General features: G+C 64.8%; 11 protein-coding genes and 1 tRNA gene. 6 read left to right on the top strand and 6 right to left on the bottom strand.

What is annotated here, in order from left to right; genetic code table 11:
* Positions 1-9 precede the first annotated feature (9 nt).
* Positions 10-180: a hypothetical protein gene (locus tag NKJ15_RS01005; RefSeq protein WP_352681299.1), complete on the bottom strand. Its 171-nt coding sequence runs from the start codon at positions 178-180 to the stop codon at positions 10-12.
* A gap of 331 nt (positions 181-511) precedes the next feature.
* On the opposite strand from NKJ15_RS01005, the gene NKJ15_RS01000 reads away from it, so the two are divergent.
* The 3 genes from NKJ15_RS01000 to NKJ15_RS00990 all read left to right on the top strand — a co-directional run bounded on the left by NKJ15_RS01000 (position 512) and on the right by NKJ15_RS00990 (position 4,872).
* Positions 512-3,196 (top strand): ATP-binding protein, encoded by a 2,685-nt coding sequence (locus NKJ15_RS01000; protein WP_352813725.1) that lies wholly within the window; start codon positions 512-514, stop codon positions 3,194-3,196.
* 268 nt (positions 3,197-3,464) lie between these two features.
* The gene (locus tag NKJ15_RS00995; protein ID WP_352501693.1) at positions 3,465-4,142 is read left to right on the top strand and encodes a hypothetical protein; all 678 of its coding nucleotides are present in this window, start codon (positions 3,465-3,467) and stop codon (positions 4,140-4,142) included.
* Between the two features lie 109 nt (positions 4,143-4,251).
* The gene (locus NKJ15_RS00990) at positions 4,252-4,872 is read left to right on the top strand and encodes a LysE family translocator (RefSeq protein ID WP_352767109.1); all 621 of its coding nucleotides are present in this window, start codon (positions 4,252-4,254) and stop codon (positions 4,870-4,872) included.
* A 35-nt stretch (positions 4,873-4,907) separates the two neighbouring features.
* On the opposite strand, the gene NKJ15_RS00985 is transcribed toward NKJ15_RS00990, so the two are convergent.
* Positions 4,908-4,983 (bottom strand) — tRNA-Thr (locus NKJ15_RS00985).
* Between the two features lie 354 nt (positions 4,984-5,337).
* Between NKJ15_RS00985 and NKJ15_RS00980 the strand changes: the two genes are divergently transcribed.
* Positions 5,338-6,489 carry a hypothetical protein gene (locus NKJ15_RS00980; RefSeq protein WP_352767107.1) on the top strand — a complete coding sequence of 384 codons (1,152 nt, stop codon included), beginning with the start codon at positions 5,338-5,340 and terminating at the stop codon, positions 6,487-6,489.
* Positions 6,490-6,588: 99 nt separating this feature from the next.
* Here the strand turns inward: NKJ15_RS00980 and NKJ15_RS00975 are convergent, their stop codons facing one another.
* On the bottom strand, positions 6,589-8,190 hold the full coding sequence (locus NKJ15_RS00975; RefSeq protein ID WP_352540485.1) for a cisplatin damage response ATP-dependent DNA ligase: 1,602 nt from the start codon (positions 8,188-8,190) through the stop codon (positions 6,589-6,591).
* A gap of 73 nt (positions 8,191-8,263) precedes the next feature.
* Positions 8,264-9,274 carry a ligase-associated DNA damage response exonuclease gene (locus NKJ15_RS00970; RefSeq protein ID WP_352470029.1) on the bottom strand — a complete coding sequence of 337 codons (1,011 nt, stop codon included), beginning with the start codon at positions 9,272-9,274 and terminating at the stop codon, positions 8,264-8,266.
* A gap of 107 nt (positions 9,275-9,381) precedes the next feature.
* Here NKJ15_RS00970 and NKJ15_RS00965 point away from each other — a divergent pair, with 107 nt between their 5' ends.
* Together NKJ15_RS00965 and NKJ15_RS00960 are read left to right on the top strand one after the other, a co-directional pair.
* Positions 9,382-10,326, top strand: a complete 945-nt coding sequence (locus tag NKJ15_RS00965; RefSeq protein WP_352813723.1) for a methyltransferase domain-containing protein — start codon at positions 9,382-9,384, stop codon at positions 10,324-10,326.
* Positions 10,327-10,381: 55 nt separating this feature from the next.
* A complete protein-coding gene (locus NKJ15_RS00960) occupies positions 10,382-10,738 on the top strand; it encodes a hypothetical protein (RefSeq protein WP_352470032.1) in 357 nt (118 codons plus the stop codon).
* Positions 10,739-10,745: 7 nt separating this feature from the next.
* Here NKJ15_RS00960 and NKJ15_RS00955 read toward each other — a convergent pair whose 3' ends face one another.
* Positions 10,746-11,609, bottom strand: a complete 864-nt coding sequence (locus tag NKJ15_RS00955) for a prephenate dehydratase (protein ID WP_352813721.1) — start codon at positions 11,607-11,609, stop codon at positions 10,746-10,748.
* 30 nt (positions 11,610-11,639) lie between these two features.
* Positions 11,640-12,368 carry a 3-deoxy-manno-octulosonate cytidylyltransferase gene (locus tag NKJ15_RS00950; protein WP_352470034.1) on the bottom strand — a complete coding sequence of 243 codons (729 nt, stop codon included), beginning with the start codon at positions 12,366-12,368 and terminating at the stop codon, positions 11,640-11,642.
* Positions 12,369-12,549 lie beyond the last annotated feature (181 nt).

Below are 12,549 nucleotides of genomic sequence, written 5' to 3'. Positions count from 1 at the left end.
GGCTGCAACTCAGTCTGGCGCCCATTTCGCCTTCGACGCGGCAGTCTGCACGGTGATTCTGAGGCCGATGATCTCGGCGATCGCGGCTTCCAGCACCAGAATGATCGTTTCCTTTCCCACATCGTCGAAATTTTCGGCGACATAGCTCAGGTCGCTCAGGATGTCGTCTTCCTCTTCCATGATTTTCTCCCCCTGTTGAACGTCAGGCCGGAACAGCCGACGATGAGATGGGCTTGGGGCTGGATCTATGGAACGCGTTTCTTTCGCCACTGTCACCAAGGAAGTGAAGGCTATCCTGTCCGCTTCGCCAGGCCTGCCGACGGCTTGCAGCCGTGGCGGTCTGCCTGTTCTGTGGCCTTCGTGCCTACGGCAGCAGCAAACATATCTGCTCCAGGACAAATGACGCCCGGTTCCGAGCGGCTATTTGCCAAACATCCCCGGCCATGTGAAACGACTGTGTTGCACTCATTGCCTGCTGTTGTACCTTCAATATTCTGGAGGCGCGGGCTTGATGCTGCTTGAGCGAGAGGACCCACTTGGAGCTTTGTTGGCCGCGGCCGAGAGAGCTGCTGCCGGACATGGCGGGACCGTGCTGGTGCACGGCGAGGCGGGCCTGGGCAAGACCTCTCTGCTGCGCGAATTCGCGGAAAACGCCGACCGGGACTGCCGGGTGCTGTGGGGCTGGTGCGAGGCGCTCTTCACGCCGCGCCCATTGGGCCCTCTCCAGGACATGGCGCACTTGCTCGACCCGCGCGTGGCGGCGCTGCTTGAGGAGACCGCTGCGCCGGAGCGGCTTTTCCCGGCATTGCTGAATGCGCTGCAGCGCGCCAAGGGCACGACCGTGCTCATCTTCGAGGACATGCATTGGGCGGACAATGCGACGCTCGACCTCGTAAGATATCTCGGGCGCCGCGTCTCCCTGCTCCGCACCATGCTGGTGCTGAGCATGCGCAGAGAGGATTTGAACGCCGATCACCCGCTGACCCACGTGCTCGGCGATCTTCCCGCCGCCTCGGTACGCCGCGTGACGCTTAGACCGCTGTCTCCCCAGGCGGTGACAATGCTGGCCGAACAGGCCGGCCGCTCCGCCGATGGGCTTTATCGCATTACCGAGGGCAATCCCTTCTTCGTTACCGAGCTCCTGTCCAGCAGCGAGACCGAATCGGCGCGTGTGCCCGATTCCATACGCGACGCGGTGTGGTCGCGCCTGTCGCGCCTGACGCCGGGAGAGCGCGACGTCCTGGAGGTCATGAGCATCATGCCGGGCAGCGTTGAGCCGTGGCTGATCCGGGCCCTTCTCGGGGCCGAGGCCGAAGTGCTCGTCGATCGATGTGTCGTGCGCGGATTGCTGCGGCGGGACGACCAGGGCGCGCTGACATTTCGTCACGAGCTTGCCAGGGAAGCGACGCTCGACCGGCTCTCCCCCTCTGTGCAACGCTCGCTCCATGCGAAGGTCGAAGCGGCACTCTCGGAAGTTCCGGCCTCGCAGGCAAGCGCTCTGCTTTCGCGCCGCGTGCACCACGCCGGCGGCGCCGACAATGGCGAACGCGTGCTCGAACTTGCGCCGCTCGCCGCCAGCCAAGCCGCGCGCCTGGGGGCGCATCGGGAGGCGGCCTCGCATCTGGCGACCGCACTCAGATATGTCGACCAGGCCCCGCCGGAGCTGGCCGCGCAGCTCCATGAGGACTGGGCATACGAGGCCGGGTTGGCGCTGCTTGTCTATGACGCCATCATCGAGGCCCGGCATCGCGCCATCGCTATCTGGCGGCAGCTGGGCCGGATCGACAAGGTAGGCCTTAATCTACGCTGGCTGTCGCGGCTGCACTGGCGGCGCGGCGAAGGCCCGCAGGCGGAGGAATATGCGGACCAGGCCGTGCGTGAGGTGGAAAGCCTGCCGCCCGGTCCCGAGGTGGCAATGGCCTACAGCACGCGCTCGCAGCTCCACATGCTGCACTATCGTTTCGATGAGGCGATCGAATGGGGCGAGCGCGCGATCAGTCTGGCCGATCGGCTGGGCGAGGTCGAGACGCGTGTTCACGCCCTCAACAATGTCGGAACCGCGCTCATGTTTGCCAACCGCCCCGGCGGCGTTGAGCGGCTGGAGGAAAGCCTTGCCCTGGCGCTCGAGCACGGGCTCCACGACCATGCGGCGCGGGCCTATACGAACTTTGCGGAATGCGCGGTGGTGGCCAAGGACTTCGAGCTGGCGGAGCGGCTGCTGGCCGAAGGCATCGCATTCTGCACCAGGCACGACCTCGATTCGGCGGCGCAATACCTGCTCGGCCGGCAGGCGCAGCTTTGCATGGAACAGGGCCGGTTTCGCGAGGCCGCAACCATCGCTCAGGGCGTCATGAATGTGGAACGCCTGCCGATGGTGATGCACTTGCCGGCGCTCACCGTGCTTGGCACGGTCCGCGTAAGGCTGGGCGAGACCGACGGCGTCGACCTTTTGCAGCGCGCGCTTGTGGAGGGCCAGACGACCGGCGAGCCGCAGCGTATCGTCCCGGTTCGCCTGGCGCTGGCGGAGGCGGCCTGGCTTGCCGAGGATGTCGGCGCCAGCCACGCGCAGCTTACCGAGCTGGCGGCTATGAACCTCGACAATTTCCGCCCCCGGGACCTTGGCGAATTGTCGGTCTGGTGGCGTCGATGCGGAATGCCCGGGTCGCTGCCGGCGCAATCGGCGCCGATTCCCTCGCCCTGGTCCGCCGAGCTTCTCGGCGATCCGCAGACCGCCGCGGCGGAGTGGACGCGTTTGTCGCTGCCCTATGAGGCAGCGCTTTCCCTCATGCAGGTTCGTGGGGCGGATGCGGGGGCGGCGCTCGCTCGCGCCGTGGCGATGCTCGACCAGATCGACGCGCCCGCGGCCGGGGCGCTCGCGCGCAAGCTTGCGCAGCGTCAGGGCCTGTCAGGCCTGCTGCCGAAGGTGCAGCGCGGACCCTATGCGGCAGCTCGCCGCCATCCACTCGGCCTGACACGGCACGAGCAGAAGGTGCTCGCCCTGATCGCCCAGGGCATCAGCAACAAGGAGGTCGCGCGACATCTGTCGCGCTCGCCCCGCACGATCGAGCATCACGTCTCCTCGCTGCTCGGCAAGCTCAATGCCGCAAACCGCATGGAAATCCTCCTGCGCCTGCGAGGCGAGCCGTGGCTGTTGACGGGCACCCATCCGCTGGAACCGCACCAGACTGGATCATGATCCCAGCCGATTCTGTCGAGATGGAACAGGCTCTGGGTAGTTCCCACAGCAAAATTTCCGCGAAAACTGGGAAATCGACCGCCTAAAAATGGGTGGCGGTACCGATTTGCACGCCCGCCGCTCCGCGTAGGCTTCTGCTCGCAGCGTGGATGGACCTCCCAACACCACGACGCCTTCACGATCCGGGGGAGAAGGCGGGCAACGGCGGCGGAACGGGGGCCGCCGCCGGCGTCCGTCGCTGGGGCGGATCGTACCAGGAGCAGGGGCGATGTCGGCAAGCGAAAAAGCGGATGCCCAGCGGCGCTGGCCAGGACAACGATTGGCACAAGCGGTCGCGGTGCGGCTTTCAGGACCCGGAGGCTGTTATATTGCCGGTAATGTGCTGGGCCTCGGCATGGCCATGTTCATGCAGATTCGGTTGGCGCTAACCGAGGCGAGCAGCACTTTCGCCGCGCCTCTAATGTTCGGCCACGACCTCGCCGGCGGCTGGAACTCACTGGCGCTGCTGGTGGCGAGCGCCATCTTCTTGCGCAGCGGCGAGGAGTATCATCGCGCCCTCAGCAACGGACATCTCGACCCGTCGGTAATACAGCGCGCAGATTTTCTGTCCGGCACCGGGTCATTGGTGCTCGGGTCAAGTCTGCTGCTCGTCGGCAATCCAATCCTGGTCGTGACATCGGGGTTGCTCCATGCCGTGGGCAAGTTCGGCAGTGCCTTCAGGCTCGGCGCGCATGGCGCGGTGCTCTTCGGCCTCAAAATGCCGGAGCTCTTCCGCCTTTCGGTACTGCTCAGCCGCTTTCCGGCAATTATCGTCACCGCGACCGAAGTCGCCCGCGTCATTGCTGACGCTCGCACCGATCAGATCCAGGCTATCGCAATCCCTGCGACGCTTCTCGTCTGTTACCTGCTTTGGGCACGCGGGGATATTCTTTTATTTGGAAAGTAAATCTGAAAACATCTAAGCATTTTCGCGTCGCATGGTGAGAAACAGGGAGTGGGAGCGCGACGGTGATTCTTCTCTAATGTGTAACCGGCGCAGCAAACGGGAGACTGGCATGTCAAGTTCGCTTATTCTGTCGACGGCGATGCTGCAATTCCTGGCGGCATATACGGTGATCATGATCACGCCAGGCCCTATTGGCCTCGCGACCGGCAGCCTTGCCTCCTTGCACGGCTTTGGCAGGACGATCCCGCTGGTGGCCGGGATCGGCGCCGGTACCGCCGTGCTGGCGGTCCTGGTGGCGTTTGGCGCCGTTCATCTTTCCGGGTCGCTGTCGGTGCCGGCGGTCAAGATCGCCGGTGCGGCCGTCCTTGGCTGGATGGCCCTGCGCATCGCCAGAACGGCGCCGCCGGCCATCGGCGAAGCGCCTCGGCAGGCCGGATTGTTTGCCGGAGGGTTTCTCATCAGCATTCTCTCGCCTGAAACCGCCACTTTCTTCGCCGTCGCCTTCATGGGGCTGATGCTGCCGATCCGGACCTCGAACGAGATGCTGATGGTCGCGGCCATCGTCGCCATCATCGACATAGGCTGGTACGGATTCCTGGCCGTCGCGCTTTCGCGTCCGCTCGTGCGCGCTGCCGCGGTGCGGCATCATCGCGTCATCTGTCGGGCGGCGGGGATCGTGCTGGCAATGCTCGCCCTCGTCTCGGCGGCGTCAGCTTTTCCACTCGGCTGAGCGCTGGTTGAAGCAGGCGCGCGGGATAGGCCGTTTGGTGCCGCTTAGGTGACTCGAACACCTGACCCCATCATTACGAATGATGTGCTCTACCAACTGAGCTAAAGCGGCCCGGGAAGCCGAGCTTCCAAGATGGGCTGCGTGATAGACGCAACCGGCCGCGAATTCAAGATGGCAGTCGCGATTTCAGGACGAGGCAATTCGTGCCGCCTCCGGCCGGGCGCAAGGGCAGCCGCCGCGCGGATCTACCATTGGCCGCGTGATGCCGTATCGGCAGGCCGTCCCGTCCGCCACGTTGGCGGTGGCGGGAAAATCAGCGAAAAATGTTGATTCCTTTACCGAAAACCGCCGAAATGAGCTTTGTGCCCCTCGGCAAGGCAGAATGCGGCCGCTCGCTTGTTGATTGATTGGTCGCCTGCGGCTAACGATCATGGCAATGTGAGTGAAATTGCAGAGGGAATTCGCTTGGACGCGATCGAAAAAGCGATCCGCAATGCCTTCGAGAAAGGCAATGCCGACGACCGGGCGTTTCGCGAGCGGGTCTATCGATCGGCTTTCGCGGCACTCGACCGTGCCCTGCAGGCCAATCCAAACGTCACCGTGGAAGTCGCCATCAAGCGGCGCAAGGCGGTCCAGGCGAAGATCACCGAAATCGAATCGGAATTCCTGCCGGCGGTTGCCGACGTCGCCGCGCCGACCGACAGTTTGGAGGCAGCACCGGAGGTGGAGCCCCCGGCCGAAGCTGAAGCCGCGCCGTCGCCCGATGTCGTCGTTGACGGTCCGGCGCAGCCGCCCGAATCCGATGCGCCGCGGTCGCGCGTCCTGCCGGTCGTTCCCGACATCATGCCCGATGCGCCTGTTGCCGAGGCGCCGGTGATCGACATGGGGGCCTCGGTTCCGACCGAAGCCGACGCCGAAACCGACGACGCGGAAGTGACGCCCGACCGCGACGACCGGCGGGCGAGGCGGCGGCGCCTGCCCTTGACCGCGATCTTCTTCGGTGTGACGCTGCTCGCAGCCGCCGGCATCGGCCTTTATTTCGCCAACCAGACCGGCGTCTTCAAATCGGCGACCGAGCTCGACACGGCGCCGCCGGAAGCGCCGCCAACGGTCGACGGCGATGATTTCACGCCGGACGACACCGCTTCGCCGCCGAAGCAGGGCGAGGCGGACCAGGCGCACGACTGGATCAACGTCTTTTCGCCGGGTGACCCGACGCAGGTCAATGCACCGTCGGACACCAAGGCCGACGTCATCCAGGACGAAAGCGGTTCCTTCCTGCGCATCCGCTCGGGGGCATCCGGCTCGGCCATCAGCTTCGACGTCGGACAAGGCGTGCTGGAAAAACTGGCCGGCAAGCATGCCACATTCGACATCATCGCGCGCTCCGAGGAGGGCCAGGAGACGCAGATTTCCGTCGATTGCAATTTCGGCGAACTCGGCGACTGCGGCCGCAAGCGCTATGCCGTCGGTCGCGAGCGCAATGAATATCTGTTCGACGTGCGCTTTCCCAACAAGCGTCCGGGCGCTGCCGGCACCATCGCCATTAATTCCGACTTCGACAAGCAGGGCAAGTCGGTCGACATCTACGAGATCCGCGTTTCTGTCGTTCCCTAAAGCACGTCGCGTTCCGGCCTCATGCGACGCGCTTCAGGTTCTTGTTTTGATGCATGTCGTTACCGCAAAACCGCTGCACTCTTTTTTGCGCGACATGCATTAACTATCGAGCAGCGCCTGCAGCGTCTCGATGCGGTCGGCTTCGGCCGCCGGCTTGTCCCAGCGCAGCCGCGAAATGCGCGGAAAGCGCATGGCGACGCCGGATTTGTGCCGCGTCGAGCGGTTGAGCCCTTCGAATGCTACCTCAAGCACCAGCCCGTTCCTGCGGTCGGCACGCACCGAGCGGACCGGGCCAAAGCGCTCGATCGTATTGTCGCGGACATATTTGTCGATCTGCCTCAGTTCCTCGTCGGTGAAGCCGAAATAGGCTTTTCCCACCGGGACTAGCTCCTCCGATCCTTCCGGCCCGGACCAGACGCCGAATGTGTAGTCGGAATAGAAGCTCGAGCGTTTGCCGTGGCCGCGCTGGGCGTACATCAGCACGGCGTCGACCGTGTGCGGATCGCGCTTCCATTTGAACCACGGGCCCTTCGGCCGACCGGCCACATACGGCGAATCCCAGCGCTTCAGCATGACGCCTTCGATGACCGGATGCAGCGGCTTGCGGCGCAATTCCTCGAGTGCCTGCCAGTTGGTGAATTCGACCAGCGGCGACAGATCGAAGCGGCTCGGATCGAGCGTCCTGACGAAGGCCTCGAGCCGGCCGCGCCGTTCGCGGAAGGGAAGTCCGCGCAAATCCTCGTCACCAATCTGCAGCGCATCGTAGCACCGCATGAAGGCGGGGTATTGCTGCTGGATCTTGGGCGACACGCTCTTGCGGTTCAGCCGTTGCTGCAGGTCCGAGAACGTGCCCGTCGCCTGCCTGGGGTCTCCGACCAGAAGCTCGCCGTCGAGGGCGCCTGAAAAATCCATCGCCTCGGCAAGATCCGGAAAGGCGCCGGAGACGTCGTCACCGGTGCGCGAATAGAGCCGGCGAATGCCGCCTTCGCAAGCCGCCTGGACGCGGATGCCGTCCCATTTCCATTCGGCCGCGTAGTCGGCCGGGTCGAGCCTTTCGAGGTCGCCGTCGCCGACGGCATTCGACAGCATCACCGGCCTGAACAGCGCCAGCGCCGTTTTCCTGGGCTTTTCCGCTTTACCCTCCAGCCAGGCGAACAGCCCGATATAGGGCGGCGTCAGCCCGTGCCAGAGTTCCTCGATCTCGGCGATATCGACCTTGCCGAAATCGGCCAGTGCCTGCTTGGCCAGCCGCGCCGAGACGCCGATGCGCAGGCCGCCGGTGACCAGCTTTATGATGGCGAAGCGCGCCGACGTGCTGGCGCTGTCGAGCAGCCGGGCCAGCACCTGCGGCCCGTCGGAACGGCTCGCCGCCTGCAGCTTGGCCACCACCTCGGCCAGCGTCGGCTCGTGGTTCGCAACGTCGACCGGCGCTTGCGGCCAGACCAGCGACACGGTCTCGGCCAGGTCGCCGACATAGTCGTAGGAATAGCCGAACAGCACCGGATCCATGCGCTCGATCACCAGTGTGCGCAGCATCGCCGGCTTGACCGCGGCGATGGACAGATCGCCGGTAATGGCCGCCAGCGCCAGCCCGCGGTCCGGATCCTCGACGCTGCGGAAATAGTCGGTCAACAGCGTCAGCTTGCCGTTGCGCGACGGCGTCAGCACCAGCCGGTCGAGAAGCTCGGCGAAGCGGTTCATGGAAGGGGCGACGCCAATGAGAAAGGCTTGCCGCAGAGCGCCGTACCGGCGATTGCTGGATCCAAAAACACCATCAATCGCCCTCGTCCTCGTAGCCGACGAGATGCAGCGGCCTGGCGGCAATGCCTTCGAGTTCGCACCAGCGCACCAGAGCCTCCTCGCGGCCATGCGTTACCCAGATTTCTTCGGCGCCGGTCTCCTTGATCGTCGCCGTCAGCTCGTCCCAGTCGGAGTGATCGGAGATGATCAGCGGCAGCTCGACGCCGCCCTGCTTGGCGCGCTGGCGGATGCGCATCCAGCCTGAGGCGAAGCACGACATCGGATCGGGAAAACGCCGCGCCCAGCGATCGGCGAAGGCGGATGGCGGGCCGACGACGATGGCGCCGGCAAAGTCGCTTTTTTGGCCGGTCTCGACGGTCGCCGGTTCCAATGTGCCGAGATCGATGCCCTGGCTCTGGTAATATTCGCTGAGCTTGGCCAGCGCGCCGTGGATGTAGATCGGCTTTTCGTAGCCGGCATCGCGCAGCAGCCGCATGACGCGCTGCGCCTTGCCCAGCGCATAAGCGCCGACCAGATGCGTTCTCTCGGGAAACTGTTCGGTCGATTTCAGCAGCCGGGCGATCTCTTCGGAATCGGGCGGATGCCGAAACACCGGCAGGCCGAACGTCGCCTCGGTGATGAAGACATCGCATTTGAGCGGCTCGAACGGCTCGCAGGTCGCGTCCTTCTGGCGTTTATAGTCGCCGGACGCGACGATGCACGTGCCCTGGTGCGCGACCTTGATCTGGGCCGAGCCCAGCACATGGCCGGCCGGGTGAAAGCTGACGGTGACGCCGTCGAGCGCAATCGTCTCGCCGAGCACGGCGGCTTGCGTCGTTCCGGCAAAACTGTCGCCGTAGCGCAGCCCCATGATGTCGAGCGTCTGCTGCGTCGCCATCACCGAGCGGTGGCCGGAGCGGGCATGGTCGGAATGGCCATGTGTGATCAGCGCCCGGTTGACCGGCCGCACCGGGTCGATGAAGAAATCGCCGGGCGGGCAATACAGCCCTTCCGGCCGGGGATGAAGCAGGTCGCTGGCGCGCATGGCCCCAAGATAGGCGCTAATTCCGGCGCGGGAAGCCTGTTGTAAGTCACTGCTGACTCCAGCATAGAGCGCAAGCCGGCTGCAAACACCCGGCGGAACCCGATCGCATGAAACCGCTCCAGACCTCGTCCGGCGATTTGACCGCCGACCGCCGCGCCGACTATGCCGAAATGCTTTATGCATCCGGCGATCATACGGCAGCGGCGGAATTGCTGCTCGGCGCGCTCGAACTGGCGCCGCAATGGCCAGCCGGCTGGTTCCGCCTCGGCGAGATGCAGGAAGCGGCGGGCGCGCGCGATCGTGCCGCGCAGGCCTGGACGACGGCGCTGCGGCTGGACCCGGCGGACAGGCTCGGCGCGGTGCTCAAGCTGCAATTGATCGGCAGGGCGGCGGCGGCCCAGGCGCCGCCCAGCGCCTTCGTCGAGACGCTGTACGACCACTATGCCGGGAGTTTCGAGGGTGAACTGGTCGACAGGCTCGGCTACCGTCTGCCCGAATGCCTCGACCGCGCCATCCGGGCAGCACGGCCGGGCCGGTTTTCGCTGGCGCTCGATCTCGGCTGCGGTACCGGCCTCATGGGCCAGAGGCTGCGGCCGATCGCCGACCGGCTGGAGGGTTACGACATCTCGGCCGGCATGCTGAGGCAGGCGCGCGCCAAAGGCGTCTACGATCTGCTCGTCAAGACGGACCTGCAGGACTTTTGCTATTCTGGCCCGAAAGCCGATCTGGTGACGGCGGCCGATGTGTTCATCTATGCCGGCGCGCTCGACAGGGTGGTGAACAAGATTGCCGGAATGCTTGCCGGCGGCGGTCTGTTTGCGTTCTCCGTCGAGACGCTCCCGAGCGGAGAATCGTCTGACAGCGCCGGCTTCGCCTTGCAGCCGTCGCGCCGCTACGCGCATTCGCAAGGCTATGTAGAGCGGGTTCTGGATGCCGACGGCTTTTCGATCCTGTCGCTGCAGGCAACGATCATCCGGCAGGATCGCCGCCAACCGGTCGAAGGGCTGGCCGTAGTGGCAAGCTCGCTTTCCGGCAGCGTAAAATCTGGCTAAGACTTCTGCCGCTGCGCATGAGAAGCCGCAGCTGCGAAAGACAAGGAGCACGTTCATGCGCTGGAACATGACGGTCTTGGCATCTTGCCTGGCGATGGCCGGCTGCGTCGGCAATTCGATGTCCGAACGGCAGGACGAAAACGTCCAGTCCTCGCTGCTATTTGACAAGGTGCCTTGCGATCAATTGCTGGCGCAACGAAACGGCCTGGCGCAGCAATATCATCTGCCGGTGGACGCCAAGCCGTCGTTCTCCAACCCGGCGACGGGCTTTGGCCCGTTCACGCCGGATATGCGCTCAAAAGCCAAACGCGACGCCGACCAGGCAAGCGGCAAGATCGACGCCATGAACCGGTCGATCAGCCGGCGCGAATGCGGCAAGCCGGCCAAACGGAACAAGCTCGGCCTGACCTGACCGGATCTTAATCCGCCACCTTCCACTGCTCGCGCGAGGCGCTGGCGGGATAGACGCCGAGGATGCGCATTTCGCGCGAGAAAAAGCGCAACTCGTCGAGTGCCAGCTTCACCAGCGGATCGTCGGGATGACCCTCGATATCGGCGTAGAACAGCGTCGCTGTAAACGCGCCGAGCTGGTAGCTTTCCAGCTTGGTCATGTTGATGCCGTTGGTGGCGAAGCCGCCCATCGCCTTGTAGAGCGCCGCCGGCACATTGCGGACGCGGAAGATGAAGGTCGTCATCATCCCGGCGTCGGCCGAGGGACGTTCAGCCCATTGCTTGTTCTTGGTCAGCACGACGAAGCGGGTGACGTTGCTGTCGGTGTCCTCGACATTCTCCTCGATGATGTCGAGCCCGTAGAGCGTTGAGGCCAGCGCCGGCGCCAGCGCCGCCATGGTGCGGTCCTTCATCGCGGCGACCATCTTGGCGGCGCCCGCGGTGTCGCCGGCCACCGTCGCCTTCCAGCCGTTCTTGCGGATGTATTTGCGGCATTGGCCGAGCGCGTGGATGTGGCTGTGCACGGTCCTGATCTCGTCGCGCCTGACGCCGGGCAGCACCATCAGCTGGAAGTGGATCGGCAGAAAGTATTCGCCGATGATGTGCAGCTTCGATTCCGGCAAGAGATGATGGATGTCGGCGACGCGGCCGGCAATGGTGTTCTCGATCGGGATCATCGCCAGATCGGCCTTGCCGGTCTCGACGGCGTTGAAGGCGTCCTCGAAGGTCGGGCACGGCAACGGCTCCATTGACGGGAACATGTTGCGGCAGGCGGTGTCGGAATTGGCGCCCGGCTCGCCCTGGAAGGATATTTTGTTGGTCTTTTCAGGCATGCGCGGAGTCTCGGGAATTGAGGGAATTTCTTAGTCGGAAAGGAGCGCCCTGGCGCGTTCGAGATCGTCCGGCGTGTCGACGCCAAGCGGCACCGACTGCACGATCTCCGCATCGATGCGCATGCCGGCCTCAAGCGCCCGCAACTGCTCCAGCCGCTCGCGGCGCTCCAGCGGCGACGGCCTCAGCGCAACGAAGCGTTCGAGCGCGGCGCGGCGATAGGCATAGAGGCCGATATGATGGTAGAGCGGGCCTTCGCCCCAAGGGGCGGTGGCGCGGGTGAAATAGAGCGCCCTGAGCCGCGTCGTCGAGAGTGGCGAGCCGACCAGCTTGACGACGTTCGGATTGGTCTTTTCCTCGTCGCGTACGATCTCGACGCAGAGCGTGGCGATATCCACCGCTGCGTTCTCGAAAGGCTTCAGCGCGGCGCCGATAACAAGGGGGTCGATGGTCGGCAGATCGCCCTGCACATTAACGATGGTCTCGACGCTGTTGCCAGGGTCGAGAATGGTCAGCGCTTCGAAGATGCGGTCGGAACCGGTTTCGTGGTCCGCCCGCGTCATCACCGCCTCGAAACCATGCGCGCGCACCGCCCCCGCAACGCCCTGCGTGTCGGTGGCGACGACGACCCGGCCGAGCCCGGCATCGGCAGCACGGCGAGCGACGTGGACGATCATCGGAGTGCCGGCAATGTCGGCCAGCGGCTTGCCCGGCAGGCGGGTCGAGGCCATGCGGGCCGGGATCAGGATGAGCGTGGACATGAGGCGGGCAGGGGCTCGAAAAAGAGGGGGACAAAAGTGGCAAAAGGTCTCACTGGCAGCGCCCTTATAGGTGTTGCAACGCCGGAGCAAAAGACCTAGTTTCCGCGCGATTTGACCGCCTCGCAGGGTGGTTCACGATACCGACGGACGGAGTGGACGGATCGGTCCGCCGGAAAAGGGA

It is taken from the genome of Mesorhizobium sp. M0207, from assembly GCF_040321995.1.
Lineage (GTDB): Bacteria > Pseudomonadota > Alphaproteobacteria > Rhizobiales > Rhizobiaceae > Mesorhizobium.
Note: the sequence above shows the minus strand (reverse complement) of the source record. Positions and strands in the feature narration are given on the sequence as shown.

Bases quoted from the DNA above. Each gene is read 5' to 3' on its own strand.
- NKJ15_RS00965 (WP_352813723.1), top strand. From the start codon at position 9,382: ATGAAACCGCTCCAGACCTCGTCCGGCGATTTGACCGCCGACCGCCGC.
- NKJ15_RS00995 (WP_352501693.1), top strand. From the start codon at position 3,465: ATGTCGGCAAGCGAAAAAGCGGATGCCCAGCGGCGCTGGCCAGGACAA.
- NKJ15_RS00990 (WP_352767109.1), top strand. From the start codon at position 4,252: ATGTCAAGTTCGCTTATTCTGTCGACGGCGATGCTGCAATTCCTGGCG.
- NKJ15_RS01005 (WP_352681299.1), bottom strand. From the start codon at position 180: ATGGAAGAGGAAGACGACATCCTGAGCGACCTGAGCTATGTCGCCGAA.
- NKJ15_RS00960 (WP_352470032.1), top strand. From the start codon at position 10,382: ATGCGCTGGAACATGACGGTCTTGGCATCTTGCCTGGCGATGGCCGGC.
- NKJ15_RS00955 (WP_352813721.1), bottom strand. From the start codon at position 11,609: ATGCCTGAAAAGACCAACAAAATATCCTTCCAGGGCGAGCCGGGCGCC.
- NKJ15_RS00970 (WP_352470029.1), bottom strand. From the start codon at position 9,274: ATGCGCGCCAGCGACCTGCTTCATCCCCGGCCGGAAGGGCTGTATTGC.
- NKJ15_RS00975 (WP_352540485.1), bottom strand. From the start codon at position 8,190: ATGAACCGCTTCGCCGAGCTTCTCGACCGGCTGGTGCTGACGCCGTCG.
- NKJ15_RS01000 (WP_352813725.1), top strand. From the start codon at position 512: ATGCTGCTTGAGCGAGAGGACCCACTTGGAGCTTTGTTGGCCGCGGCC.
- NKJ15_RS00950 (WP_352470034.1), bottom strand. From the start codon at position 12,368: ATGTCCACGCTCATCCTGATCCCGGCCCGCATGGCCTCGACCCGCCTG.